The sequence below is a fragment of the Rhizobium sp. YTU87027 genome (assembly GCF_050644135.1).
GTDB lineage: Bacteria > Pseudomonadota > Alphaproteobacteria > Rhizobiales > Rhizobiaceae > Rhizobium.
The window spans coordinates 1,996,673-2,020,165 of record NZ_CP098441.1 but is presented as its reverse complement, the minus strand read 5'-3'; the positions used below and the strand labels follow the sequence as shown (position 1 = coordinate 2,020,165).

The window sequence follows — 23,493 nt, the reverse complement described above, 5'->3', positions numbered from 1 at the left end:
CGCGCGAGCCTACCTTCTGGCCAGATGCGCGCGCCGCCCGACAGGCTCGATTGTTGTAGACTAGCTGGCAGTGGCCGCCTTTTGCAACGCGTCGCGCAAGACCTGTTCTTTCGTTTCGTCGAGAGAGGTCTTGAGTACGACGCCGCCGTGGGCCGATATCTCTTTCAGGACCTTGTCGGCGGTCATTTCCTGGATCAGCACGAACAAGGCGGCTTTGCCCGGCTCAAGATTGGCGGCGAGTTCCTTCATGAACGGATCGTTGATACCGACGTCGGTCAGAGCTCCGCCAATGGCGCCGGATGCCGTGCCAACCGCCACACCCAGAAGCGGATTGAGAAACAGAACACCGATCAGCAAACCCCAGAAGCTGCCGGATGCAGCACCGGCAACGGTGGTGTTGACCAATTGATTGAGTTTGATCTTTCCGCCGTCGTTCTTCGTCGCAATGACGGCATCTCCGACCTTGATCAGGTATTCCTTCTGCATTTCGAACAAGCGCTGACGCACTTCCTCGGCTTTCGCTTCGCTCGGATAAACAATCGCAATCAAAGTTGACATGATCAGTCCTCCTTTACTGGATGTGCTTGCACCAAAATCGCAAATGCCGGCCATTCCACCAATGCGTCGCCGACTTCCTGCCATGCGTGGGCAGCGAAAATTGACAAGATTCAATACGACAAACGCGTTCCCAGCGATCGGATGCGGCACGTCGCCGGTTGTATGCGGCCGAGGTTAGTGCTGAGAGAAAGCGCAACCTGGCTGAAGGATATCAGCAAAAAAGCGCCCCCGTTATTCATCAATCCATCTGTCCCGGGGATCAACGCGGACGGTAGAAGTCCCGTGGAAGAACTCAAATGACGATGCTCCCTGAAATGCCCTGCCAAGCTTGCACAGTCTACTAGTACCCAAGGGCCAGTGCCCGTCGCAAACTATAGAGCGGTTCAAGAAGCGAAGTGATCAGCATAGAATCCCGCAACTATGCTTGCAGTCCAGATTTGGCAGTCTCGGGCGGAAGGAACCCGACGCGTGCGAGATTGAAACGCCGTCAACTTGTCACCTGAACGACACGCAACTCTGATTTGAGCAAGGACGCCTGAAATTCATCTACCACGCCCGCTGCTCATCGCTTAGAACTTTGAAATGGATCGCCTCATGCGTGCAGCCGGAGAAGTGATCTGCACCGATTGTCTTTGTTGAACACCAGATTAAACAGCTGCCAGAGAATTAGACTGGGCCATGTCGTCAATGCGATTGTCCGTCATCGTAATCCTGATGTTGTTGGCGCTTGTCGGCTGCGGTGGGCCACGTGCGGTTCTTGGCCTTCCCGTTTTATCGTCATCGGGATCGCAACCGCGGGCGACCGTTTCGATCTATGTCGCGACCACGCGCGCGAGATCCGACAATCTATCGCTGCCATATTCGGCCGAGCGGTCGCAGACGCTGAATTTTGCGAAGCTCGATATTGGAATTCCAAGGAACCACGTTCCTGGCCGCGTCGAGACAAGTGGGCGGATTCCCGATCCGAGCCGGCATTTTTCGGCGCGAACCTACCAACCGATCGCTGACCGACACGAGTTCATCAGGCAGCTGAACGCCGCCTTGGCGCAGCGCGCGCCTGACGATCGCGAGATCTTCATCTTCGTACACGGTTACAACAACAATTTCGCCGACAGCGTTTTCCGCAATGCTCAGATCACCTACGACTACAACATCAAGTCGGTCTCGCTGCATTACGCCTGGCCATCCGGAGCCTCGATCCCTCTTTACGTCTTCGATCGCGACAGTGCACTGATCGGTCGGCGAGGTCTTGCCGAGACAATCGAGATCGCGGCTGAGACCAACGCAAGGAGAATAATCTTGGTCGGCCATTCGATGGGCGCCTATGTCGTCACCGAAGCCCTGCGCGATCTGGCATTGAGGGGCCGCACCAGCACCCTGAAGCGTTTGGGTGGCGTGGTTCTTGCCGCACCTGATATCGACGTCGACGTCTTCCTGAGCCAGCTTGACGACATTGGGGATATCCCGCGACCGTTCACGATCATTGTTTCACAGCGCGACCGCGCCCTCGGTTTTTCAAGGCGCCTGGCAGGCGGCCACCCACGTGTCGGCAGCGGTTCCGAGGTCGCTGACCTGCAGAAGAGAGAGATCGCGGTCATCGATGTCTCCAATATCGACGGCGGTCGCCACAACGTCTTTGCAAGCTCTCCTACTCTGATGGAGATCGTCAACAACGACGCCCTGATGCGCAGCGTGGTTAGAGAGGACCAGGGGCCTGTCGGCCAGACAATGCTCGCCGACGGGGCATCGGTGGTAGAGGGCGCCGCATCCCTGGTGATCTTTCTCCCGAGCCGAATTCTGAGTGGGCTCGCACGGGCCTCCGCAGGGCAGTAGTGACGGCGCGCAAACGACCAGGACTGGATTTCGTCTTGTCGACGCCGCGCATGAGCCGACGATCAGCTGACAGATGCCGTATCCAGGCCAAGGATAGAGAGTGCAAGTATCGACAAGAGGACGTGGCAGCGCAAAGCGTTGCCGGTTGCCCCTAGACACCATCGCCCGTTCGCGCGAATGGCCCCGACAGCGGTTCCAGGTCCAACCCCCCGTCAGCGCGGGCAGGCAGCGATGTAGCGCCGACCGTTGCGATCCCGGAATTCGCATTGTCCCGGCCGACCGGCCACGTTGCCGATTACCGCACCGGAGGCTCCTCCGATCGCAGCACCCACGGCCGCACCGCGCACGTTATTGGTAACCGCGCCACCGACCACCGCACCCGTTGCGGCGCCAATACCGGCACCCTGCTGCGTCGGCGTGCAACTTGCAAGCGCCAGACCTGCCAACGAACACATCAGCAATCTCTTCATCACTCGCCCCCTCTTTGCGGTTCATCTAGCATCGAAGATCGGGCATCAGCCCAAATGCGTCTTTCGGACTATAGAGTTGCAAGAGAGGGTCTGTGATCGGCACGGAATCCCAAAACCAAGCTCTAAGTTCAAATCTCTCGGACCTGTCAACGCGCGCTCCACCAGTCTGCCGGCAGCGTGAACCTGCCAAGCAGTCGGAACGAGAAAAGCTCAGACTTTCCCTGATAAACATCACCGCAGCAGGGGGCGCGCGATACGCCGCCTGGGCAAAAGCCCCGGTGGATCGCCGATGGCGCCTACCTGCGACCCGTCACAGCCGGGCTGAAGACCAGAAGGCTCAGGATCTCAAACAATATCTGAGCGCCAGCCTGCGCGGTGTTGGTGGTGCTGTCATATTGCGGAGCAACCTCCACGACATCGCCACCGACGAAATTGAGACCCTTCAGGCCGCGAAGCAACTCCAGCGCCTCACGGCTGGTCAGGCCGCCGACCTCGGGCGTTCCGGTACCTGGCGCAAAGGCCGGGTCGAGGCTGTCGACATCGAAAGACAGGTAGGTTGGGCCGTCGCCGACGATCTGCCGTGCCTTCTCGATGATCGCAGGGATACCCATCCCGTTGATCTCCTCGGCGTGGATGACCGTCATCCCGGATTCGTACGAGAATTCCCAGAGATATTCGGAAGGGCCCCTGATGCCGATCTGGATCGTGCGGGTCGGATCGAGAACGCCGTCGAGCACGGCGTTGCGCATCGGGCCGCCGTGGTGAAATTTCGTCTGATCGAACGGGCCGCCGGTATCGCAGTGGGCGTCGATATGGATGAGCCCGACGGGCTGCTTGGCACCTACAGCTTTCAGAATCTGATGGGTTATGGAGTGGTCGCCGCCGACGGAGAGCGGAATGACGCCTGCCTCGACAATCTTGCGGATCGCCGCCTCGATATCGCCGTGGCATTGCTCCAGCCGGTAGCGGCTCCCAAACGGGATATCACCGATATCGGCTGCCCTCAGGTCGTAGGCAGGAGCGCAATCCAGCACGTGATTATAGGGGCCGATCCGTTCGATACTGCGCACTGCCCTCGGTCCGAAGCGCGAGCCCGGCCGATTGCTGACACCGAGATCCATGGGAATGCCGATGGCCGCAACCTGCAGGTCCGCGAAATCAGGAGCGGTGAAATTCACCTCCTTGTAGGGCAAACCCGCGAAGGTCGAAATGCCGGAGTAGGGTGCCGCGCGTGTCCCGCCCTTGAAGATTTTTTCGGCCACGCGGCGAAAGCGCGGATCGAAGAATTCCGCGCTGTCGCCAAACTTCTTCCGCAGATTCTCCAGGTGTTTCTTCAACTCGACCATCGTCCTGTCCTTCATCCGAAATTGCTCGACAATATCACTGGCAGTGCGGCCCTTGTCTTGAAGGGCACGGCACCTGATCGGCTGCTCTCAAGACCGTTGCGAGAGATGCTCGTGGATGGCCAGCCAATCGCCGGTTGGCTGCTTCTCGAAAACAATGGTTTCGCGCTCCATGCTCGTCAAAGGTTCGCCGTTGACACTAAGGTCAGTCTCGACGGAGTGAGTGAATATGGCAATGGAGCCGGCGATCTGGACGTCTCTGTCGCTCGAGCGACAGGCGTGAACACGAAAGCCGTCGCGCGTCTCCCAAAGGGCCCATTCGGCCTCATATTCGGCACGCGTGGCGAGCCGGCGATCGAGATTGTGGAATATGAAGGTGGCCTCGGGCGCGAAAGCCGAAAAATAGCTATCGCGATCGTGCCTGGCGAAAGCATCAACGAGGCGCTCTGCGGCCGCAAGCACGGCATATTGCTGGTGTTCCATCCTTGTGGTCCCTGTTATTGAATTTTTGGGCTGCTGATCAGGACCGAAAGCGGCCTGTTCTGCCGTGCCACGCCATCCTTCAGTGTCTCAAGCGTCATCGCTTCATCTTTGACGAACTCGATGAACATCATGTTGAGGTTGTTAAAGAGCATCTGGCCCACTGCTATCGCGTCGATCCCCGGCATAACGGCACCGCGAAGCTGCAGTTTCTGCACCAGCGTCGAAACCTGATCACACAGGCGTCTATCGAGCTCCGTGTATCGCCTGCTGAAGGGGCTTTCCGGCTGCTGTATGGATGTCGCCATGGCGGTTCGCCACATCTCCTTGCTGAGATAGACGAGCGAGTGGTCGAAGTACTGTTCGATCAGGACCTGGAGTGCGTCGAGGGTCGTGGCCGGTGGATTTTCAACGATTGTCTTACCCGATTCGAGGACCTCTTCGACTTCCATGGAGACCGTGGCGACGAGAATGTCTCCCTTGTTTTCATAGTAGTTGTAGAAGGTGCCGACAGACACCTCGGCGCGTTCCGCTATGTCCTCGATGCGCGCGCTGTCATAGCCAACCTCGCGAAACAGGCTCGCCGCCGCCTCCAAAATGCGGCGATTGCGATCGGCTTTCTGCTTGGCGCGCAGTCCCGTCATGTCTCATCTTTCAAATATTGAACGCCCTCAAAAATCATATTGACTTAAAAAATGAACTCATTCAATCTTTTTCGTGAAGGCGCCGGAACGAGCGCCACCGACCAGAGGGCAACGTCATGACTGATCTTATTGCAGGCATATCTGCGCGCAGATTTCTGACTTCGGCCGCGACATTGGCGCTTGCTGCGTCTGCCGCCGCGCTGACATCGGCACCGGTCCTGGCGCAGGACGAGTTGAACGCGCTTGTGTGGTGCGACCACACCGATCCGGCGTTGATCGAACCTTTCGAGAAGGCGAACAACGTCAAGGTCAATCTGAAGGAGTATGAGGGTACAGGCGCCGGCCTCTCCATCATCGATCAGTCACGCCCGGGAGACTGGGACGTGCTTGTCATCGACGGCGTCGATGTCCAGCGCGCCGTCGACAAGGGCATTCTTGCAGAGATACCGGCTGATGCACTCCCCAACGCGGATATCTTCCCGGACGTGCGCATGGAGGCCAACAACAGCCGCGACGGCAAGATCTACGCCGTCACCGAGAAGTTCGGCTATAACACCGTTTCCTACGACAAAACGAAAGTTGACCCGGCCGACATGAAGGACATGTCGAAGCTCTGGTCGGAGAAATACAAGGGCCGCATCGCTGTCTACGACTACTATCTGCCGATGATCGGTTTGACCGGCATCGATCTCGGAAAGAAAACGGCGAGCCTGACCGATGCCGATATGCCGGCAATCAAGGACAAGCTGCTTGCTCTCAAGACCAACGCAAAGCAGGTCAGTGACGTCGTCTCATCGCAGACGGCACTTGCGACAGGCGAGGTCGACATCGTTTTCGGCGGCGGAGAGTGGCTGACGGCCGGATTGGTGAAGGACAAGCCTAACCTCGACTGGACCATTCCGGAGCAGGGTGCCGTGCGCTGGGCGCAGTCTATCGGCGTCATGAAGGATTCCACGAAGAAGGACCTTGCTCTCAAGTTCGTGCAGTATATCGTCAGCCCCGAAGGGCAGGCACGGCTTGCGACGTCGTCCTGTTACTGGGCAATGCCCGCGAACGCCAAGGCCGGCGAGCATCTGACTGACGAACAGAAGGCCGCTTTGCGCTGGGACGAGCAGGCCGATTATCTCAAGCGCACGCAGCTTTATCCAATCCCAAGCGCGGAATTGGACGCGAAGATGCAGGATGCCTGGACCGAGATGCTGCAAAACTAGCGGCTTCGTCCCTTCCGTCGTGCCATCCATCACAATACCCTCTCCTTGCGTTTTGGGGAGAGGGCAGTCGGAGACTTGTCCGTGGCTGCTGTTTCTCTTGAAGACGCCGAACGCCGCAAGGCCTGGGGTTTTGTGGCTCCAGCCCTCGTCTGGACGATCGTCTTCTTTGTCGGCCCGTTTCTCCTCATGGCGGCCATGAGCCTGTGGGAACAGCAGGGTGGAGGGATTGTCCGCGTCTGGAAACTCAACAACTACATCGCCTTCTTCGAGAAGGACGCGCTGTTTCGCGGACTGACGAATTCCTTGGAAATTACCGCGATCGTGACGGTTCTTTCGATCCTGCTTGCCTATCCTCTGGCCTGGATCATCGCCGAGCGGGTGCCGCAGAAATATCAGCGGACAGTCCTGATCCTTGCGATCCTGCCGTTCTGGAGCTCCTACGTCGTTCGCTCCTATTCCTGGCTGCTCGTCCTCTCGCGCAATGGCGTGATCAATCAGGCGTTGACGAATTTCGGCATCGTCAGCGAGCCGCTGGAACTCGCCAGCAACCGCACGGCAACGGTGATCGGCTTCGTTCATTTCTTTGTCATGCTTCTCACCCTGACGATCTATGCCAATCTCGTGCAGCTCACGCCGAATTATCGCCGCGCGGCAGCTGACCTCGGTGCGAATGCATTTCAGACATTCTGGCATGTCATCCTGCCACTCACCATGCCGGGCATCATGACCGGCGCGTTCCTGACCTTCGTTCTTTGCATCGGTGACTACGTCACGCCGCAGATCCTCGGGGGCAATAATGAGCTCGTCCTGCCGCAGATCATCATGCTGCAGCTTGGTCGCCGTGCCGATTTCCCGATGGCCGCGGCTCTCTCGATCATCCTGATGCTGGCCGTCACTGCTGCATATATTGCCTGCGCCCGCTGGCTGAAGATCGAGAGGACGTAATGGCGCGCGACAGGCTCACCAACGTCGTTTCCGGTGTCTATGCCGTTCTGATTTTCGGCTTCATCTTTCTGCCGGTGATCGTGCTTGTGCTGTTTTCCTTCCAGGACGGGCGCCTGCCGGTGCCGCCCTTCAACGGGTTCTCGCTGCGATGGTATGAAGCCGTCTTCGCCGATCGCAAGCTAATGGCCGCGCTGCTGCATTCGTTCCTGGTGGCGACCATATCGTCTCTCGTTGCCTGCCTCCTCGGATTTTTCGCTGCCTATGCGCTGGCCCGCTTCAAGCTGCCAGGCTCCGCCTTGCAACGCGGATTGCTGGTTGCGCCGATGACCGTCAGCTATCTGATTATCGCACTTGGGCTGTTAACCGTCCTCAATGTGCTGGGCATCGGCCTTTCGCTGTGGACAGTCGGCATCGGTCACGTGGTGATCAATCTGCCGCTCTGCTTTGCGATCATCTATTCGTCGATGGGAGACCACCACATCAATATCGAGCGTGCTGCGCGCGATCTCGGCGCCAGCGACATAAAGGTCATGGCGCTTGTTACGGCGCCGATGCTGCTGCCGTCGCTGCTTGCCTCCTTCTTCCTGTCGATGACGTTCAGCTGGGATGAATTCATCATCGCTTTCCTGCTGTCCCGTTTCGAGGTGACACTTCCTGTCGAGATCTGGAGCCTGCTTCGTTCCGGTCTCAATCCCAAGACCAATGCGATCGGGTCACTGGTGTTTCTCGTTTCAGTCGTCTTGCTGATCGTGTTGGAACTGTTCCTGTTCGGAAGGACAAAGAAATCATGACCGCTCCGGTTTCAATCGAGAACGCGACGAAGACCTTCGCCAGCTTCACGGCGCTCGACGATGTTTCCCTTAACATCAACGCAGGCGAATTCATCGTCCTGCTCGGGCCTTCCGGCTGTGGCAAGACCACGCTTCTGTCCATTCTCGGAGGTTTCCTGTCGCCGACGAAGGGGCGGATTTTAATCGGCGGCAAGGAAGTGACCAATGTTCCGCCGGCAAAACGCCCGACGACCACGATGTTTCAGGACTATGCTCTCTTCCCGCATATGAAGCTCAAGGACAATGTGGGTTTTGGCCTCAGAATGCGCGGCATCGGCAAGTCGGCGCGCGAAGAACGCGCCAGTGCCCTCCTCGATCTTGTCGGTCTCAAGTCTTCCGCGCAGAAGAAGCCGCATGAGCTTTCTGGCGGTCAGCGACAGCGCGTGGCGCTCGCCCGGGCTCTTGCGGTCGATCCTGACGTTCTGCTGCTCGACGAACCGCTGGGTGCCCTTGACCTCAAGCTTCGCCGGCAGATGCAGGACGAATTGAAGGCGATCCAGAAGCGCGTCGGTACGACCTTCGTTCACGTCACCCACGACCAGGAAGAGGCCATGGCCATCGCCGATCGCATCGTGGTGATGAACCACGGAAAGATCGAAGACGTCGGGCCACCCTCTGAAATCTACATGCGTCCGCGCTCGCTCTTTGCCGCCGGCTTTATGGGTGAAATAAACTTCATTCCGGGCGCGATCAAAGATGTTGATGCGACCCGGGCGATCGTCGAGACGAGGCTTGGAAAGGTCGCATTGCCGAAAAGCTGCTTCACGGCTGGCATGCCGTCCGTCGGTCAGGCGACGATGCTTTGCATCAGGCCAGAACATTTCCGCCGTGCCGGCGAGGGGGACGGCCCCGTCATCGCACTCGGCCAGGCTACCGTATCGGGCAGCGCCTTTTTCGGAACGCATTATCGATGCCACCTGACGCCCGGCGGCGCTTCGGAAATGCGCATCGTCGCGCATATGCCGCAATCGGCGGCGCTGATGGAAGGCCAGGCGGCCACGCTCGCCGTCAATGTCGGCGATATTGTAGCCTTGCCGTCGAAACAGGCATAGGCTCAAGTCATGGAACGCGTTACCCCAGACAAATGGTATCAGGTGAAACGGTTGGCGGATGACGTCACTCTCATTTCCGAGCCTTTCATCCGGGAGTTCTACCGCTGCAATGTCTGGCACGTGCGCGGGCGCGATCGCGATTTGCTTGTCGACAGCGGTATGGGGGTCGTGTCGCTACGCGAATGGGTACCCCTCGTCACCGAGCGGGATCTGATTGCGGTCGCAAGCCACACCCACTTCGACCATATTGGTTGCCATCACGAGTTCGAGTGCCGCGCGGTCCATTCGGCGGAAGCCGACCTGCTTGCCAATCCGACGCGGACGAACACGCTCGCCGACCCCTACGTCACCGATGACATCTTCGATGCGTTGCCGCCCGAGCCCTATTGCTCGCATTGCTACAGCGTGAAGAAGGCGCCGGCGACGCGTATTCTGGAAGACGGAGATGTCATCGATCTCGGCGATCGGAGCTTCGAGGTCATCCATACGCCCGGCCACTCGCCCGGTGGCATCGCCCTTTGGGAAGCGAGGACGGAAACGCTCATTTCCGGTGATATCCTTTACGACGGGCCGCTGATCGAGGACACCTATCATTCCAACGCGGCCGATTATCTCGCCTCGATGGAGCGGCTTTTGACGATACCGGCTCGCGTCGTGCATGGCGGGCATTTTCCGAGCTTCAGCGGCCAACGATACCGCCAGATGATCGCCGATTGGCTGAACGAAAGACACAAGAAAATCTGACGGGAGTGATAAATGCTCGACAAGCGCAAATTCTACATCAATGGCGAGTGGGTAGCGCCGCTGGCAGCGAATGATCTTGAGGTTATCAATCCGGCGACAGAACAGCCAGTTGCGATGATTTCGATGGGCACAGCTGCCGATATCGATCGCGCCGTCGCTGCCGCAAGGAAGGCGTTCTCAAGCTACAGCCGTACAAGCGTCGAGGAACGCCTGGCGCTGCTGGAAAGACTGCTTGAGATCTACAAGCGCCGCTACGAGGAGATGGCGCAGACGATCACGCTCGAGCTCGGTGCGCCGATTACCATGAGCCGCCAACAGCAGGCCGATGTCGGCGTAGGGCACCTGCAGGGTTTCATCGATGCGCTGAGGCGGCTGAAGATGCGCGACGCACTGCCGAACGGCGACGTTCTCTTGCGCGAACCGATCGGCGTTTGCGGTCTTATCACTCCCTGGAACTGGCCGATCAACCAGATAGCACTGAAAGTGGTTCCGGCGCTGGCCACAGGCTCGACCTGCATACTGAAGCCGTCCGAGTTCACACCGCTCAACGCCATGCTCTATGCGGAGATGGTACATGAAGCCGGCTTCCCCGCCGGCGCCTTCAACCTCGTGAACGGCGATGGCGCCAATGTCGGTGCCGCGCTTTCGCGGCACAGGGACGTGGACATGATGTCCTTCACCGGCTCGACCAGAGCCGGCATTGCCGTCAGCAAGGATGCGGCGGACACAGTCAAACGAGTAACACTTGAGCTCGGCGGGAAGTCTCCCAACCTCGTATTCGAGGACGCCGATCTCGAGGATCGTGTTACGGGAAGCGTGCTTGAATGTTTCAACAATTCGGGCCAGTCCTGCGATGCGCCAACCCGCCTCCTCGTTCAGAAGTCGGTCTATAACAAGGCTGTCGAGATCGCCGCGCGCGTCGGTCGTGACGCCAGGGTCGGTAATCCCACAGAAGAAGGCAGCCATATCGGTCCGCTTGTCAGCGACATTCAATTCGGTCGCGTGCAGGCATTGATCCAGGCGGGTATTGCCGAAGGTGCGCGCCTTCTCGTCGGCGGGTCCGGCAGGCCAGAGGGCTTCGAGACCGGCTATTTCGTCAAGCCGACGATTTTCGCCGACGTCAACAATGACATGCGGATCGCGCGTGAGGAGGTATTCGGGCCAGTGCTGGCCATCATGCCGTTCGACACCGAGGAGGAGGCGATCGTGATAGCCAACGACACCAGCTATGGACTGGCTGCCTATGTCCAGACCGGCGACCCAGATCGCGCCGAGCGCGTCGCGGCAAGGTTGCGGGCCGGGATGGTCCATATCAACGGCGGGCCGCATCGTTACGGAAGCCCCTTCGGTGGTTACAAGCAATCGGGCAACGGACGAGAAGGCGGTGTCTTCGGCCTTGAGGATTTCCTTGAAGTGAAGACCCTTCATCGTCCTGATGCCGCCTGATCGAAGGCTCAGTCGTGTTTAGGCAAGCATTGCCCGGCGCCTTGGCTCGGCATAGCCTTCGATTGACTTTTTCATTTTCGGCCAACACTCTTCTGCAGAGTTTGGGCGAAACATCCCGCCAGTGAACAACTGCGACCACGGGAATTCCGGCTTCTTTCACGGCGCGAATGAGTGCGTTCGTGCTGCCTTGGCTGGGATCGTGCATAGTGCCGTAAGTGGTATCCAGGCATGGTTTCACAGCCACGTATTCCTCGCCATCGTCTGTCGGCGCGGCGACGATAAGGGTCCTCGGTAACCAGCCTGTGCTTTCCTTGCCGCTCATGACGAACGCTGTTTGCAAGACCATGGCTCGGCGTGGAGAAAGAGCGTGCCGAACTGCTAGGTAGTTGCGGTCGTCCTCAGATCGTTCCACAGGTGACGGACAAATGAGCTCCTCTTTCTGGATTGGCCCGAAGTCCTCAGCGGGGTAGTGGGCCGTTTCTTCGTCTGGTCCGCGTGAGCCAACAGCCAAGAAGATGCCGGCTGGTCGGAGCGATTCTGTAGGTGATGGCCATTGCCTTCGCCTGCAAGAAAAGCGGCGAACAGGCGTTGATGAAACAACGTGACGTCGCCTTCGGGACTGGGGTGAACTGTCTTACCAGCCATAGCTGAAGGTAGCGCCACTGTCGTTATCCCCATCCTGCACCACGTCGGTTTCAGTATTTCGCCCATACTGGAAAATGCCATAGGCATTGTTGTTGCCATTCTGCCGCAAGGTTGCGGAATGACCATTGCCCCGTTGCCGGATGAAGCCGAGGTTGCCACGGCCAGTCTGGGCGATGCCAGCCGCATTACTCCGGCCCAGCTGGCGGATATCGGCGTCTTTCAGACCGCGGTAGAGCGAATAGACGCGCAGTCCAGTTGAGAAAAGACCCGCATCCTCGGCATTGTCCGGCGCGAGGTTGAACGAGATCCGGCCGCCGGCATAGGCTGGCACAGACAGGGCTACTTGCGCCAGGCTCCCGGCAAGAAGAGTGACGGTAAGAACCTTAAACACGTTGCGAGTCATCCTGATCTCCATTTGCCGGCTGCGTTGGCCGATGATCAACTTTCGCATCTTGCAGCTGAACCCAGTCGGAATTGCCCGTTCAGTCGTCGTTCAGTCGTTTCGGCCTGATCGAACGCAAAAGGGCGCCAGAAACCGGCGCCCTTTTAATGGGATTTGCAGAGTGCGGAGGCCGATTAGTTGCTGCCGATCTGCTTCGTGCAGCTGAAACTCTTGTCCCCGATCACGACATCCAGTGTGGCTTTGTATTCGGTTCCTTTGGAGCCGAGCGAGACGGAGCTGAGGATTGCCGCATGTCCCGCTATGGCATCAAAATCGCCACTCTGGTTGATCGTGGAGCTTCCACCGTCTCCCAATTTCTCGACATGGAAGGTGTAAGTCCCGCCGACATGCTTGTCGGCGTGGACGAGCGCATCCAGTCTTACCATGCCTGCTCCGGGCGTTGCTTTGATTTCGCAAAGCTGCGCCTCGTCAGATTGGTTGGCAATCGTCGTGGCCGCAATGGCGCCGACGGGAAGCAGGACCAGCGCAAGAATGGCCATCAGGCGGCGTGGATGTTTAACGCTATTTGGCATGGGTCGTCTCCCCCCAATGGTCTGCTGTTGCGATCTTGACCTCTTTCACGTCATCGCCCAGCCGCTTACGGGCAGGCCTGGACGAAGGCCGCGACATTGCCGTTGCCGCCCTGGCTGACATTGGCGTTGCAGCCATGACCGACCTGGACGCCAGCCGCGATGTTGCCATTGCCGTCCTGGGTAAGGATCGTCGTGTGGTTGGAGCCAAACTGGCCGATGCCGGCGACGTTGCGGACGCCGTTCTGATAGGTGGCGCCATAGTTGTCATTGCCCTCCTGACCGACAGCCGAAAGGTTATGACGACCATATTGATGGCCGATAATCCGGTTGTAGCCGCCGTTCTGATAGGTTCTGATCCGGTTTGCGTATCCTTCCTGCGCGCCACCGGCAGAGTTCGACCAGCCATATTGTTCGATACGCACATCGTTGGCCATGGCGGGGGCTGCGGCGGTGAGGCCCACGAGAGCGACGAGTGCGGTTGCAATGAAAGGCGTGCGGATCATGACTGTGTCTCCTCAGGCGGATAAGACCGCGGTTGAACGTCTTTCTTTTGGACGCTCCCTTTGGAACAGAAGCTGAAGGCACCATTCAGTCGGGGTTCATTCGCAGAGATCGGCGCTTTAGCCTTGATCCCATCAATCGGCCATCGGCACGCTCAGCCATCATCCTGCATGGAGGCTGCGATGAGTGCGGAATCCTCTGGTTCGATGGGGAAGAGGCCGAACCGCAATTGATAACCCCAGTTGCCGCTTCGGGTGAACGCCAGCTGACCGAGGAGCGGACGGATTGGCACCTCCGCTGTTGGTCGCCAGTCGACATCTCGCCGCCAGGGTAGGAAGCCGGGAAACATTTCCGCTTGATAGGGTGAGCGGTCGGTGATGATCCCGATAGCAGTGAAGGCCTGCAGGCGGTCTTTTCCCCGGAAGGTCTCGGAGGGAGAGTAGTAGATGACGGTGTCGCCAGGGGCGGTCCGCCGTAGCGGGGTCCACCCTTGCCGTGACAGACCTGCATGAAGCCCGCCGCACGACCGATCCGCACATGCTCGGCCGAGGCTACGGCAATCCAAGACGCGCGCCCCATGGCTCAAACTCCCGCCGAGACGAGATAACCCCGCACGCGATGCCGGCCGTCGGGATTCCATGCACCATCGGCTCCGCAATCGGCGTGCCATTGATCGCCCTCTGCGGTGTTGCTCAGGCAAGGAAGAATGCTATTTGACATGGTACTATTCCGTCTTGGTGGGATAGGAGAACCGATACGCCTTTTCTGGAAAGGTCGGCCGTGCAAAGAGACGCTCCGCCGTTTGCGGAGCGGCGCCTTTTTTCTAATCGATATCTCCGGCGAGCGGCCGCAATATCTTGACCAAATCCGCGTTCTCAACGGTCGCGAAAAAAGCCGCATCGGCCGCCTCTACGGCCGTGATCGCCTTCTTCGCAACGTCAGTCCCGATAGAGGTCGCCCTAATCACTTTCGCACGGGAATCGCTGGGATCGGCTTCCCTTGTAATCAATCCCTTCGATTCCAGCCGGGCAAGGACGTCGGACGTCATCTTGATGTCTGTACCCGCCTGGCCGGCAAGCTGAGCCTGATTGGGCGGCTTGCCAGCGCGTCCAAGCCACATCGCTGAGGCCAGGAGGACGAATTGAACATGGGTCAGGCCCAGCGGTACCAGCACTGCTGTCATCAAGCGCTGCCATCGCATGGTCGCTCGCCACAGGAGCAATCCGGGGCTCTCTGACGCGTCCTTGAATTGCGTTGGTAAGTGCTCGTCATTCATGGCGTTCAAACGCTTTCGCACACTCGAAGAGCCGTGCCATCGAAGTATCAAAATCCCCGCTGATTTGAGGGCCGAGTTCAGGCCCTACATCCCCGGCGGATGGTCCTGAGATTTCGAGCCGATGCGTGACTTGGGTTCCACCGGCAACTGGCTTCAACGTATGGCGGAACAAGAGCTTAAGATCACCGAATGAGGTTTCGTCGGCGTAAGTCACGTTATCGACCAGATCGACGATCACCGATTCGAAAGTTTCCTGGCCCGCAGGTGTCACTGAAACGCGTGTACCTTTAGCGAAGGGTCCATGAAGAACGAAGGTATCTGACCCCTCATACGAGAGCCGGCCTTCATGTGGGTGAGCCGGGTCTTACAGAAAGGGGATCGCCAGACGCCAACCCGACGACATCGTTAATTCTTTGCAGGCGTCCGGAACCTGGAGCGTCAAGGGACATTAACTGTTCAGGGTCATGGGTTCTCTGCGATTCTCCTAGTGACTCCTGCGACGGAGAATCGAGCAGGTGGCGCGCTCGGTCTTGTGCGAAGGGAGGAAGTTATGGCCTACAGAGATATCGTTGTCTATTTGGACGCCGGAGGCGATTGTACGGCCCGCGTGCGCACTGCCATCAATATTGCTGCCAAGCACCACGCCAGGCTGATCGGCGTCGACGTCAGCACGAAAGAAGCACTGAAGGGGGAGAGCCGCGATCTCGCGCTCGCGATTGAAGGCGAATTCAAGGCCGCGGTTCAGAAGGCTGGCCTTGACTTCCAGTATCACGCGGCACGACCGGAGGCTCATAGCGCAGAGCAGCTTTTTTCCCATTGCGCGGACCTTCTGGTAACGACACAGCCGCATCCCGAGCAAAGCCATCTATCCAATTCAGCAGTCCCCAAAGAAATCTTGATGACAGCCGGGGTTCCCATGTTGGTCCTTCCAACGGGCTGGACAGGCGAAGACGCAATCGGCGAGCAGGTGGTCATCGCCTGGAATTTCAGTCGCGAGTCAACCAGGGCCGTTCACGACGCAATGCCGATCCTCAAGGCCGCACGCAAAGTTTTCTTGTTCGTGTTTGCGAGCAACTACAGCGACAAAAATGCTGACGTCCAGGAGATAAAGGGTCATCTCGAACAGCATGGAGTTGGGGTAGCCCTGGAAGGATGGCGGAACACGGGGGACAACGATTTCACCAGCGCGTTGTTTGCCGGTCTCGACCGTGAGAGCGCAGATCTTATCGTCTGCGGCGCCTATGGCCACTCGCCGCTTTTCGAAGATATGTTCGGCGGTGCGACCCGCGATCTGCTGAAAAACGTTTCGATGCCGGTCCTAATGTCGCACTAAATCGCGGCCTTGCGTGTGGGATGATTGGTTGGCAGCCGTGGCAACGGCATTGCCCTATGAACAATCCCGTGTCGCTCTCGTTGTGTTTGCCGTAGTTGTGCAGCTCGCATCCCTGCCGGTCTTCGTGATCGCGCAACGAGGGGGCCATAGTGGAGTTTCCACATGACGATCAGGTCTGCTTTGGCAACAGTCTTCATATCAATTGCCAGCGCCGCGAGTGGTGCCGATACAGTGGTGGGAACCTGGAAAACAGCAAACGGCGAGACGTCGGCGATCGACCACTGCGGATCGAATTATTGCATTGTGGCGAAGAGCGGGCGATATGCGGGACAGCAGATCGGTTTCTTCTCAGGTGCGGGCGATACATATACCGGCCGGCTCACGGATCCGAGGACAAAAACAACTTATAGCGGCAGGCTCATCGTGTCGGGAAACAGCCTCAAACTTTGGGGCTGCGCAACAAGAGTATTGTGCAAGACGCAGACTTGGACCCGCCTGAACTGAGATGGCCAAGCGCGGCGGCCGCGCTCGTGACGCGCGCGAGATCCCGATATTGAGACTGCTAACGAGCATTTGGCCGATCCTTCAGATTCTCGCGACGGTACCGATTGGGAGCGTGCCTACGAACTCTGGTCAGAAAAGAACAGTCCAGGTCACTTGTCGGATGACGATATACGGGAGTTCTTCAACTCTTTGCTCGAATGAGGGAAGTCGCTCAGAGCTAAGTCATTGTTATAGCCCTGAGGTTAGCAATTGGATTGTTGGCGGTTCATATCCGTTCAAGACCGTCATTAGAAATTTCCCGCCGAAGTGTTAAGGTCAAATTTATCGAGTCCTGACGTCTATTTTCCGATTCGTATCGCCTTCGACTAACGAAGGCGGAGCATATTTAGTTGGATTCGAACCGCTCTGCCGGAGCAGATCTCCCGTAGAGCGGTTTCAGTTCTAGCGCGCGGCGGCCCGGCGCATTTGCACCGGCAGAGTTCCCCACGCCCGGATCAGTTCGCCGATGGAGGCGGCCTCCATTTTGTGCATGACATTGCTGCGATGCAGCTTGACTGTCACTTCACTAATGCCGAAATCGAAGGCGATCTGCTTGTTAAGACGTCCATGCGCCACTTCATACAGCACTTCGCGCTCGCGCTGCGTCAGTGTCTCAAGGCGTTCGATATTGCGCTTGGCAATCACGGCTTCCGCCCGTCGTTCGGCATCCATCGCGATGCCCGTCGTCACAGCGTCAAGCAGCGTCTGGTCCCGCACCGGCTTGGTCAGAAAATCCACAGCGCCGGCCTTCATCGCCTGGACGGTCATCGGGATATCACCGTGCCCGGTCAGAAAGATGATCGGCTTGGGGTTTCCGCTTTCCGCCAGATGCCGCTGCAAATGGAGACCACTTGCGCCGGGCATGCGCACATCGAGTATCAAGCAGCCGGGGCTGTCCAATATATCGGCGTCAAGTAATTCGCGGGGCGAGGCAAAGCTGACCGGCTGGAAGCCAGCTGACAGGATCAATTCCGCCAACGCTTCTCGAACAGATGCATCATCATCGACAATAACAACGAGCGGCTGGCCCTCTTCATCTCCGCTTTGTTGTGATAACGGCGCCGAATTGCGCAGCAACGGTTGGTCAACTCTCATGTCACCCTCCATCTTTCGATTGGTGTAACTCATTGGCGATGGCAGCCAATAGCGCCTGGGCGTCGAAGGGCTTGCGGAAAAAACCGCTGATGCCTCGAGCACGGCTCTGATCCGCTATTTCGTGGCGGCCGGTGACCAGGAATACCGGCAGTTCGGGACGTGCCTTCTTCACTATGTCACGAAGCTCAAACCCGTCTATTCCCTGCATCCCTATGTCGGTGATGAGTACATCGAGGTCCGACATTCCGTTGACGAGCAATGATGCTGCCGACGGAAAACTGCGAGCCACATAGCCAGCAGATTCGAGGAGGTCGCCCACCGACTCAAGCATTCTCGGATCGTCATCAACAATTCCCACGACATGTCTTGTCTTGTTCATGTTCAATTCCCTCCCACTCTTCGCGAGTGGGTAACCGGTGTTTCCAGTCTCTCCGCCATGCGAACGAGATCGGCGAACGATGCTGCCGCCATTTTCTGCATCACGTTCCTTCTGTGGATTTGCAGCGTGACTTCACTGATCCCCAGCTCTGCCGCTGCCTGTTTATTGAGAAGACCGCTCACGACGAGCGGCAAGACCTCGCGCTCTCGCGGTGTCAGCTCGAGATAGCGCTGTCTCAGCATGCCCAGTTCGGCACGTTCCAATCTCTTTTCCCTATCTTGCGCTATCGCTGCGTGGACCGCTGCCATCAGATCTGCATCGCTAAAGGGTTTGGTCAGGAAATCGACGGCCCCGTGTTTGATCGCGCGGACCGAAGATGGGATGTCACCGTGTCCTGTAATGAAGACTATCGGTGGATGTCCTCCATCAGCGATCTGTTTCTGGAGGTCGAGACCATTGATATCAGGCAATTCGATATCGAGGATGAGGCAGGCGGGCACGTCCGGCTTATCCGCGTTCACATAGTCGCCTGCAGATCCAAATAGGACAGCGCGTATGCCATGCGAGTCCAAGAGCTCGCTGAGAGCCTCCCGAATTCGGGCATCGTCGTCCACGATGAAGACAATATGATCATCGGCTGTCATGGTACTGCCTTCATTTCAACCGGCAAGGTGAAGATGAACGTCGTCCCACGCGGTTCGTTGTTCTCCGCCCACAATCGTCCGCCGTGTGACTCGACAATAGAACGACAAATCGCCAGCCCCATGCCCATGCCATCCTCTTTTGTCGTAAAGAATGGCTGGAATATTTTCTCGGGAAATCCTATACCCTGGCCGAGATCGCTGATATCAGTTTGGATGACATCCCCCATGTAGCGCATGCGTATCCCCAGCACTCGGTCGCCGGCAATAGAGTCCATGGCCTCCATGCCGTTGCGAATGAGATTGATCAGAACCTGCTGGATCTGGACGCGGTCGATGGCAATGAGCGGAAAGTCGCCATCGATCTTCACATCCATCCGCACGCTACGCCGTGCCGCTTCAACAGCCATCAGGGTCCGTACTTCGTTGATAACGCTAGCGAGCGCCGTATAGATCCTGGTATCCGTGGATTGTTTGAACAAGGCCCGAATGCGGCTGACAACATCCGCCGCCGAGTTGGCATCTCGAATAATGCGCTCCACCGTTTTCTCCGCTCGCTCGATATTTGGCGGTTCGGCCATGAGCCAGCGTTGACAGGCGTGCGAGTTCGCAACAACGGCCGCCAGAGGCTGGTTCACCTCGTGCGCGATGGAGGCCGAAAGCTCCGAGAGGCTTGCCGCCTGGCTTGCCCGCGCAAGACTCTCTTGCGCCAGACGCAACTTTTCCTCCGCCCGAACTTCGCCGTCGATATCCAGGCAGATGACATTCCACTGAACGATCGCACCTGCGGCGTTGCGCATTGGCGCGGCGCGCGTCTCGACCCAGCGATATTCGCCATCGAACTGCCGCAGGCGGTGCCTACGCGCGTAGGGCTCGCCCGTAGCCAACGAATAGGCATAGTTCTTCTTGACGCCATCGACCTCATCGGGATGAACGCCGGCATCGAGGGTGCCGGCCAATCGGGACTTTCCCCTTCCGTCCAGGTCTTCGAGCTTATAACCGAGGAAATCGCGAAGTTGAGGGTTTCGATAGATCGGCTCCCCATTCGGGGCGGCGCAATCGATCATGACGGGGAGCGTTTCAACAAGCTGCCAGAGCGAGCGTTCTCTTTCGCGCACCTCCTCCTCGATACTCAATTGATCGTCGATGTCATGCGAGAGACCGTACCACTGGACAATGCACCCGCTCTCATCCCGCAGAGGCTCGGCACGCCCCGACATCCAACGATAGACCCCATCCGCACGACGCAGTCGATAGTTCAAGGAAAAGGTCTCACCAGTGGCAAGGGAGTGGTCGAGTGCTTCCCTCAGTCGGACCGCATCATTGGGATGGACGAGAGCCGCTATGGCGGCAGCCAGTCCGCTCATTTCCGACCCATCGTAGTCGCCTACGCCGAAACCGAGGAACTCGATCATGCGCTTGCTGAAGAAGACTGGTTCGCCCGCCGGATTTAGCCGCCAGAGGAGGCTCGGAACCATGTCGACGAGCTGAGAGAATTCTCGCTCCCGGTTGCGTAATGCCACCTCCGCCCTCTTGCGCTCGGTGATATCGATGAAACCGACAAGACTCTTGTCGGCAACGGCACCGGGCCGGGCAGTTGTGAAAAGAACATCGATGACGCTGCCGTCCATGCGCGCGACCTTGGTCTCTTCCTGAAAAACTTCTTCGCCACGATACCGCGCCTCGATGGAGCGTCGTATGGTGGCCATGCTCGGTTGCCAGTAGCGAGTAATCGACCCGAGCATCTCCTCGGCATCCTTCGCACCGAACATCGTGATGATATGCTGGTTGACTTCTTCAACATCCAGAGCTTCCACCGCACGCGGCAGGAATTCTGGATGTTCGTCTATATAGGTTTTGAGTTCCGTCACACCCTGTTCCCGCAACTCCTTGAACAAGGGAATGAGCTTGCTTGCGTCCACCTGGGTGAGCCCGATGGGCATGTAGTGGAAGAGGTCGCGGTAGCGCCGTTCGCCTTGCTGCAAGGCCTCCTGCGCGGTCACGAGATCGTGGATATCCACGCTGACCCCGTACCAGTGGATAATGGCACCGGTATCGTCGCGTAACGGCTCTGCCCGCGTCTCAGTCCAACGAAAACTGCCGTCGGTGCGCAACTGACGATACCTCTGAACGTAGGGGGCACCTGTTTTGAACGAATGGTTGATGTCTTGCCGCGCCGTGTCTCTGTCGTCCGGATGGATCACGCTCAGGGACGGCGAACCATCAGGCGCGGTGATATCCTTGAGCGTAGCGCCCGTTACGTCCTTGAACCGCTTGTTGATGTAGATCGGCGTTCCTTCCGGTGTCGTGGCCCAAATCAGAGCCGGCACGGCGTCGATCAATTGCTGGAGCTCCCGCTCCCGATCGCGCAAAGCCTGCTGCGCGCGCACCTCATCGTCGATATCGAGGGCGGCTGCGTACCATTGCACGATCACACCCTTTTCATCCCGCAACGGCTCGGCGCGGCCCTCCATCCAGCGATAGATGCCGTCCGCACGGCGTCGGCGATATCTTATGGTATAAGGCTCACCGCTGGCGAGGGCGTGGTCGAGCACCTCCCGCATTCGCGGGCCATCTTCGGGATGGACTGTCGCCCCTATGAGGGCCGCCAGGCGGCTCATATCAGGTTTGTCCCAAGCCGCGACGTGGTCGAGGCCGATGGATTGCAGGGTACGCTTGCTGAAGAAGGTCGGCTCGCCGTCGGGCGACATGCGGCCGATGTGTACCGGAACCATGTCGACAAGCAATGACAACTCCCGCTCCCGCTCTCGCAACGCCTGCTGGGCGCGCACCTCGTCGTCGACGTCGACCGAAATTACGTACCATTGCACAATCGATCCGTCCTGAGCACGCAGCGGTTCCCCTCGGCCGTCAACCCAGCGATACGCTCCATCAGCCCGACGCATACGGTATTTCATCGCGAAAGGCTCACCGGTGATGAAGGAATTGCGGGCCGTCTCCAGCAGGCTTGCTGCATCATCGGGATGGACCAGGGTCTCTATGACTGCCGCCAACCGGCTCGTGCCCGGCTTGTCCATATCCCCCACATCTAGACCGAAAAAGTCTATCAAGCGCTTGTTGAAGAAGATCGGCTCGCCCTCAGGCGTCAGGCGCCTGATCTGGACTGGCACCATGTCCACGAGCTGCGAGAGCTCGCGTTCCCGGTCGCGCAAGGCCTCCAGGCTTTGGCGCAATGTGAGCAGTGCCGACTGGTGCTGCCGGGATATGGCGGCGACGATGAGCGCCGAAAATGCCGAGATCACCAGAAAAAGCTGCAGCATGATTTGCTTGTGCCTCAGGGCCTCGGGATCGCCGGCAAGCTGACCGACGCCGGATATCGTGAAGACCGCAGTGACCAGAGCAAGGAGAGCCAAGGTGACGGCGGCGCCTGTAAACTCGAAGCGCACCGCGGCCCATAGGAGGGGCGGCATGATGATGTAGGCGAAGGGCAGGTAACCACTCAGCGCGAGGGCGGCGACGCCAAGAAAGATCAACCCCAGGACGCAGGCTTCGATCCAACGAACGGCAGTGAGTTGGGCTTTACCGTGCCAGTTCTGGAATACGACCAGCGCCAGTGGAGCTACGATCAAGACCCCAGTGGCGTCTCCGATCCACCAAAGAGGCCAAGCCGCGCCGAAGGTTTGCGACATTATGCCAAACCAGGCAAGCGTCGCACTTCCGACCGTCGCGCTTATGACTGCCGCAATTCCTGCGCCCAGTAGGACGAATGCAAGAACTTCCGGCAGGGTTTCCAGTCGAACTGGTCGCTTCAAAATCCGGCTCACGAGCCATGCCCCGACGACCGCTTCCAGGGCGTTGCCGATATAGATAAGGAAGGCGGCAGGAAGCGGACTTTGAAACCACAGGAAATTGCTGAACAATTCAGCGAGACAGCCCCCTAGAATCCACCATGGCCAGCTAAGCCTGGAGGCAAGAACAAGCGTAGCAATGAAGAGCCCGCTCGGCGGCCAAATGGAAATACCTGTTCCAGGCACGATTGCCAGCAACTGGGCAAATCCGCAGCCCAGGACATAGGCGGTTATAAAAAGACCCAGATGCGAGAATCGGGGTCGGTGCGACCAGATGCGCATCATCAGCAGCTCCTGTCGGACAAAGAAAGCCAGAGGACCATCGGCGTCTCGTGCAGAACGTATTCTCGATTTTGGAACTGGCGAACTCATGATGCGAGCGTAGTCCCGCAAGGCTCCAGTCGCAACTCAGGGAAATCCATGCATTGCCGGGAGAATTTGCCGCTGCGCTCCGTGTTTGGAAGGCTGGAATAGGCTCGGACGAACCGGAAAAATTCGGCCGGGCGAGGCGACAACATCACCTCGTCAAACGAGGGTCATTGTCTCAGTAGCTCCCTTCGAGGTCACTCATCGTGTCCGGATCGAGCAAATTCTCGAACCTGCGCATGACGGAGTGAATTACAATGAAACCACGTCGGCGGCTGAACCGACGAGTATCAGCCCGTGCATCCTGCGTATCCCGCCTATCACTGTGGACATGTCACCTATACCTGGTGACTAGAGCGCTACATCCTCTGCAC

The 23,493-nt window shown here is 58.3% G+C and carries 22 protein-coding genes and 2 pseudogenes; 9 read left to right on the top strand and 15 right to left on the bottom strand.

Annotation, left to right across the window (positions count from 1 at the left end; translation table 11 throughout):
- Positions 1-60 precede the first annotated feature (60 nt).
- Positions 61-558: a DUF1269 domain-containing protein gene (locus tag NBG89_RS28525; RefSeq protein ID WP_431323628.1), complete on the bottom strand. Its 498-nt coding sequence runs from the start codon at positions 556-558 to the stop codon at positions 61-63.
- Positions 559-1,236: 678 nt separating this feature from the next.
- Between NBG89_RS28525 and NBG89_RS28520 the strand changes: the two genes are divergently transcribed.
- The gene (locus NBG89_RS28520) at positions 1,237-2,391 is read left to right on the top strand and encodes an alpha/beta hydrolase (RefSeq protein WP_431323627.1); all 1,155 of its coding nucleotides are present in this window, start codon (positions 1,237-1,239) and stop codon (positions 2,389-2,391) included.
- A 212-nt stretch (positions 2,392-2,603) separates the two neighbouring features.
- Here the strand turns inward: NBG89_RS28520 and NBG89_RS28515 are convergent, their stop codons facing one another.
- The 4 genes from NBG89_RS28515 to NBG89_RS28500 form a co-directional block, all read right to left on the bottom strand.
- On the bottom strand, positions 2,604-2,861 hold the full coding sequence (locus NBG89_RS28515) for a glycine zipper domain-containing protein (RefSeq protein ID WP_431323626.1): 258 nt from the start codon (positions 2,859-2,861) through the stop codon (positions 2,604-2,606).
- A gap of 296 nt (positions 2,862-3,157) precedes the next feature.
- A complete protein-coding gene (gene speB, locus NBG89_RS28510) occupies positions 3,158-4,207 on the bottom strand; it encodes an agmatinase (RefSeq protein ID WP_431323625.1) in 1,050 nt (349 codons plus the stop codon).
- A gap of 87 nt (positions 4,208-4,294) precedes the next feature.
- On the bottom strand, positions 4,295-4,687 hold the full coding sequence (locus tag NBG89_RS28505) for a YybH family protein (protein WP_431323624.1): 393 nt from the start codon (positions 4,685-4,687) through the stop codon (positions 4,295-4,297).
- Positions 4,688-4,701: 14 nt separating this feature from the next.
- On the bottom strand, positions 4,702-5,328 hold the full coding sequence (locus NBG89_RS28500) for a TetR/AcrR family transcriptional regulator (protein WP_431323623.1): 627 nt from the start codon (positions 5,326-5,328) through the stop codon (positions 4,702-4,704).
- A 116-nt stretch (positions 5,329-5,444) separates the two neighbouring features.
- Between NBG89_RS28500 and NBG89_RS28495 the strand changes: the two genes are divergently transcribed.
- The 6 genes from NBG89_RS28495 to NBG89_RS28470 all read left to right on the top strand — a co-directional run bounded on the left by NBG89_RS28495 (position 5,445) and on the right by NBG89_RS28470 (position 11,556).
- Positions 5,445-6,539 carry a polyamine ABC transporter substrate-binding protein gene (locus NBG89_RS28495; RefSeq protein WP_431323622.1) on the top strand — a complete coding sequence of 365 codons (1,095 nt, stop codon included), beginning with the start codon at positions 5,445-5,447 and terminating at the stop codon, positions 6,537-6,539.
- An 81-nt stretch (positions 6,540-6,620) separates the two neighbouring features.
- Positions 6,621-7,484, top strand: a complete 864-nt coding sequence (locus NBG89_RS28490; protein ID WP_431323621.1) for an ABC transporter permease — start codon at positions 6,621-6,623, stop codon at positions 7,482-7,484.
- Positions 7,484-8,275 carry an ABC transporter permease gene (locus NBG89_RS28485; protein WP_431323620.1) on the top strand — a complete coding sequence of 264 codons (792 nt, stop codon included), beginning with the start codon at positions 7,484-7,486 and terminating at the stop codon, positions 8,273-8,275. The genes NBG89_RS28490 and NBG89_RS28485 overlap by 1 nt, the downstream gene beginning before the upstream one ends.
- Complete coding sequence (locus tag NBG89_RS28480) at positions 8,272-9,366, top strand: ABC transporter ATP-binding protein (RefSeq protein ID WP_431323619.1); 1,095 nt, start codon at positions 8,272-8,274, stop codon at positions 9,364-9,366. Before NBG89_RS28485 ends, NBG89_RS28480 begins: the two co-directional genes overlap by 4 nt.
- Positions 9,367-9,375: 9 nt before the next feature.
- Complete coding sequence (locus NBG89_RS28475) at positions 9,376-10,110, top strand: MBL fold metallo-hydrolase (RefSeq protein WP_431323618.1); 735 nt, start codon at positions 9,376-9,378, stop codon at positions 10,108-10,110.
- A 12-nt stretch (positions 10,111-10,122) separates the two neighbouring features.
- Positions 10,123-11,556 (top strand): aldehyde dehydrogenase family protein, encoded by a 1,434-nt coding sequence (locus NBG89_RS28470; RefSeq protein WP_431323617.1) that lies wholly within the window; start codon positions 10,123-10,125, stop codon positions 11,554-11,556.
- A gap of 634 nt (positions 11,557-12,190) precedes the next feature.
- On the opposite strand, the gene NBG89_RS28465 is transcribed toward NBG89_RS28470, so the two are convergent.
- The 6 genes and pseudogenes from NBG89_RS28465 to NBG89_RS28440 all read right to left on the bottom strand — a co-directional run.
- Positions 12,191-12,604, bottom strand: a complete 414-nt coding sequence (locus NBG89_RS28465) for a curlin (RefSeq protein ID WP_431323616.1) — start codon at positions 12,602-12,604, stop codon at positions 12,191-12,193.
- 173 nt (positions 12,605-12,777) lie between these two features.
- The gene (gene csgH / locus NBG89_RS28460) at positions 12,778-13,176 is read right to left on the bottom strand and encodes a curli-like amyloid fiber formation chaperone CsgH (protein ID WP_431323615.1); all 399 of its coding nucleotides are present in this window, start codon (positions 13,174-13,176) and stop codon (positions 12,778-12,780) included.
- Positions 13,177-13,241: 65 nt separating this feature from the next.
- Positions 13,242-13,679 (bottom strand): curlin, encoded by a 438-nt coding sequence (locus NBG89_RS28455; protein ID WP_431323614.1) that lies wholly within the window; start codon positions 13,677-13,679, stop codon positions 13,242-13,244.
- A 152-nt stretch (positions 13,680-13,831) separates the two neighbouring features.
- Positions 13,832-14,256, bottom strand: a pseudogene (locus NBG89_RS28450) (EVE domain-containing protein).
- A gap of 244 nt (positions 14,257-14,500) precedes the next feature.
- Entirely contained in the window at positions 14,501-14,953 is a 453-nt protein-coding gene (locus tag NBG89_RS28445) for a MarR family winged helix-turn-helix transcriptional regulator (RefSeq protein WP_431323613.1), read from the bottom strand.
- Positions 14,946-15,302: pseudogene (locus NBG89_RS28440) on the bottom strand (polyketide cyclase); the annotation flags it as partial. The gene NBG89_RS28445 and the pseudogene NBG89_RS28440, both read right to left, overlap by 8 nt.
- Positions 15,303-15,503: 201 nt before the next feature.
- On the opposite strand from NBG89_RS28440, the gene NBG89_RS28435 reads away from it, so the two are divergent.
- A complete protein-coding gene (locus tag NBG89_RS28435; RefSeq protein WP_431323612.1) occupies positions 15,504-16,286 on the top strand; it encodes a universal stress protein in 783 nt (260 codons plus the stop codon).
- A 162-nt stretch (positions 16,287-16,448) separates the two neighbouring features.
- Positions 16,449-16,790 (top strand): DUF2147 domain-containing protein, encoded by a 342-nt coding sequence (locus NBG89_RS28430; RefSeq protein ID WP_431323611.1) that lies wholly within the window; start codon positions 16,449-16,451, stop codon positions 16,788-16,790.
- Between the two features lie 441 nt (positions 16,791-17,231).
- Here NBG89_RS28430 and NBG89_RS28425 read toward each other — a convergent pair whose 3' ends face one another.
- From NBG89_RS28425 to NBG89_RS28410, 4 genes are read right to left on the bottom strand one after another with little or no spacing between them, the layout of a single operon-like run.
- A complete protein-coding gene (locus NBG89_RS28425; protein WP_431324576.1) occupies positions 17,232-17,924 on the bottom strand; it encodes a response regulator transcription factor in 693 nt (230 codons plus the stop codon).
- 1 nt (position 17,925) lies between these two features.
- Positions 17,926-18,303 (bottom strand): response regulator transcription factor, encoded by a 378-nt coding sequence (locus NBG89_RS28420; RefSeq protein ID WP_431323610.1) that lies wholly within the window; start codon positions 18,301-18,303, stop codon positions 17,926-17,928.
- Positions 18,304-18,305: 2 nt separating this feature from the next.
- Positions 18,306-18,947 (bottom strand): response regulator transcription factor, encoded by a 642-nt coding sequence (locus tag NBG89_RS28415; RefSeq protein ID WP_431323609.1) that lies wholly within the window; start codon positions 18,945-18,947, stop codon positions 18,306-18,308.
- Positions 18,944-23,038, bottom strand: a complete 4,095-nt coding sequence (locus NBG89_RS28410; protein ID WP_431323608.1) for a PAS domain-containing protein — start codon at positions 23,036-23,038, stop codon at positions 18,944-18,946. Before NBG89_RS28410 ends, NBG89_RS28415 begins: the two co-directional genes overlap by 4 nt.
- Positions 23,039-23,493: the final 455 nt, after the last annotated feature.

Excerpts from the sequence above, each read along its gene's own strand:
- NBG89_RS28505 (WP_431323624.1), bottom strand. The coding sequence starts at position 4,687 with ATGGAACACCAGCAATATGCCGTGCTTGCGGCCGCAGAGCGCCTCGTT.
- NBG89_RS28425 (WP_431324576.1), bottom strand. The coding sequence starts at position 17,924 with ATGAGAGTTGACCAACCGTTGCTGCGCAATTCGGCGCCGTTATCACAA.
- NBG89_RS28465 (WP_431323616.1), bottom strand. The coding sequence starts at position 12,604 with ATGACTCGCAACGTGTTTAAGGTTCTTACCGTCACTCTTCTTGCCGGG.
- NBG89_RS28525 (WP_431323628.1), bottom strand. The coding sequence starts at position 558 with ATGTCAACTTTGATTGCGATTGTTTATCCGAGCGAAGCGAAAGCCGAG.
- speB (WP_431323625.1), bottom strand. The coding sequence starts at position 4,207 with ATGGTCGAGTTGAAGAAACACCTGGAGAATCTGCGGAAGAAGTTTGGC.
- NBG89_RS28445 (WP_431323613.1), bottom strand. The coding sequence starts at position 14,953 with ATGAATGACGAGCACTTACCAACGCAATTCAAGGACGCGTCAGAGAGC.
- NBG89_RS28420 (WP_431323610.1), bottom strand. The coding sequence starts at position 18,303 with ATGAACAAGACAAGACATGTCGTGGGAATTGTTGATGACGATCCGAGA.
- NBG89_RS28480 (WP_431323619.1), top strand. The coding sequence starts at position 8,272 with ATGACCGCTCCGGTTTCAATCGAGAACGCGACGAAGACCTTCGCCAGC.
- NBG89_RS28485 (WP_431323620.1), top strand. The coding sequence starts at position 7,484 with ATGGCGCGCGACAGGCTCACCAACGTCGTTTCCGGTGTCTATGCCGTT.
- NBG89_RS28410 (WP_431323608.1), bottom strand. The coding sequence starts at position 23,038 with ATGATGCGCATCTGGTCGCACCGACCCCGATTCTCGCATCTGGGTCTT.
- NBG89_RS28515 (WP_431323626.1), bottom strand. The coding sequence starts at position 2,861 with ATGAAGAGATTGCTGATGTGTTCGTTGGCAGGTCTGGCGCTTGCAAGT.
- NBG89_RS28430 (WP_431323611.1), top strand. The coding sequence starts at position 16,449 with ATGACGATCAGGTCTGCTTTGGCAACAGTCTTCATATCAATTGCCAGC.
- csgH (WP_431323615.1), bottom strand. The coding sequence starts at position 13,176 with ATGCCAAATAGCGTTAAACATCCACGCCGCCTGATGGCCATTCTTGCG.
- NBG89_RS28455 (WP_431323614.1), bottom strand. The coding sequence starts at position 13,679 with ATGATCCGCACGCCTTTCATTGCAACCGCACTCGTCGCTCTCGTGGGC.
- NBG89_RS28435 (WP_431323612.1), top strand. The coding sequence starts at position 15,504 with ATGGCCTACAGAGATATCGTTGTCTATTTGGACGCCGGAGGCGATTGT.
- NBG89_RS28520 (WP_431323627.1), top strand. The coding sequence starts at position 1,237 with ATGTCGTCAATGCGATTGTCCGTCATCGTAATCCTGATGTTGTTGGCG.
- NBG89_RS28495 (WP_431323622.1), top strand. The coding sequence starts at position 5,445 with ATGACTGATCTTATTGCAGGCATATCTGCGCGCAGATTTCTGACTTCG.
- NBG89_RS28415 (WP_431323609.1), bottom strand. The coding sequence starts at position 18,947 with ATGACAGCCGATGATCATATTGTCTTCATCGTGGACGACGATGCCCGA.
- NBG89_RS28470 (WP_431323617.1), top strand. The coding sequence starts at position 10,123 with ATGCTCGACAAGCGCAAATTCTACATCAATGGCGAGTGGGTAGCGCCG.
- NBG89_RS28500 (WP_431323623.1), bottom strand. The coding sequence starts at position 5,328 with ATGACGGGACTGCGCGCCAAGCAGAAAGCCGATCGCAATCGCCGCATT.
- NBG89_RS28475 (WP_431323618.1), top strand. The coding sequence starts at position 9,376 with ATGGAACGCGTTACCCCAGACAAATGGTATCAGGTGAAACGGTTGGCG.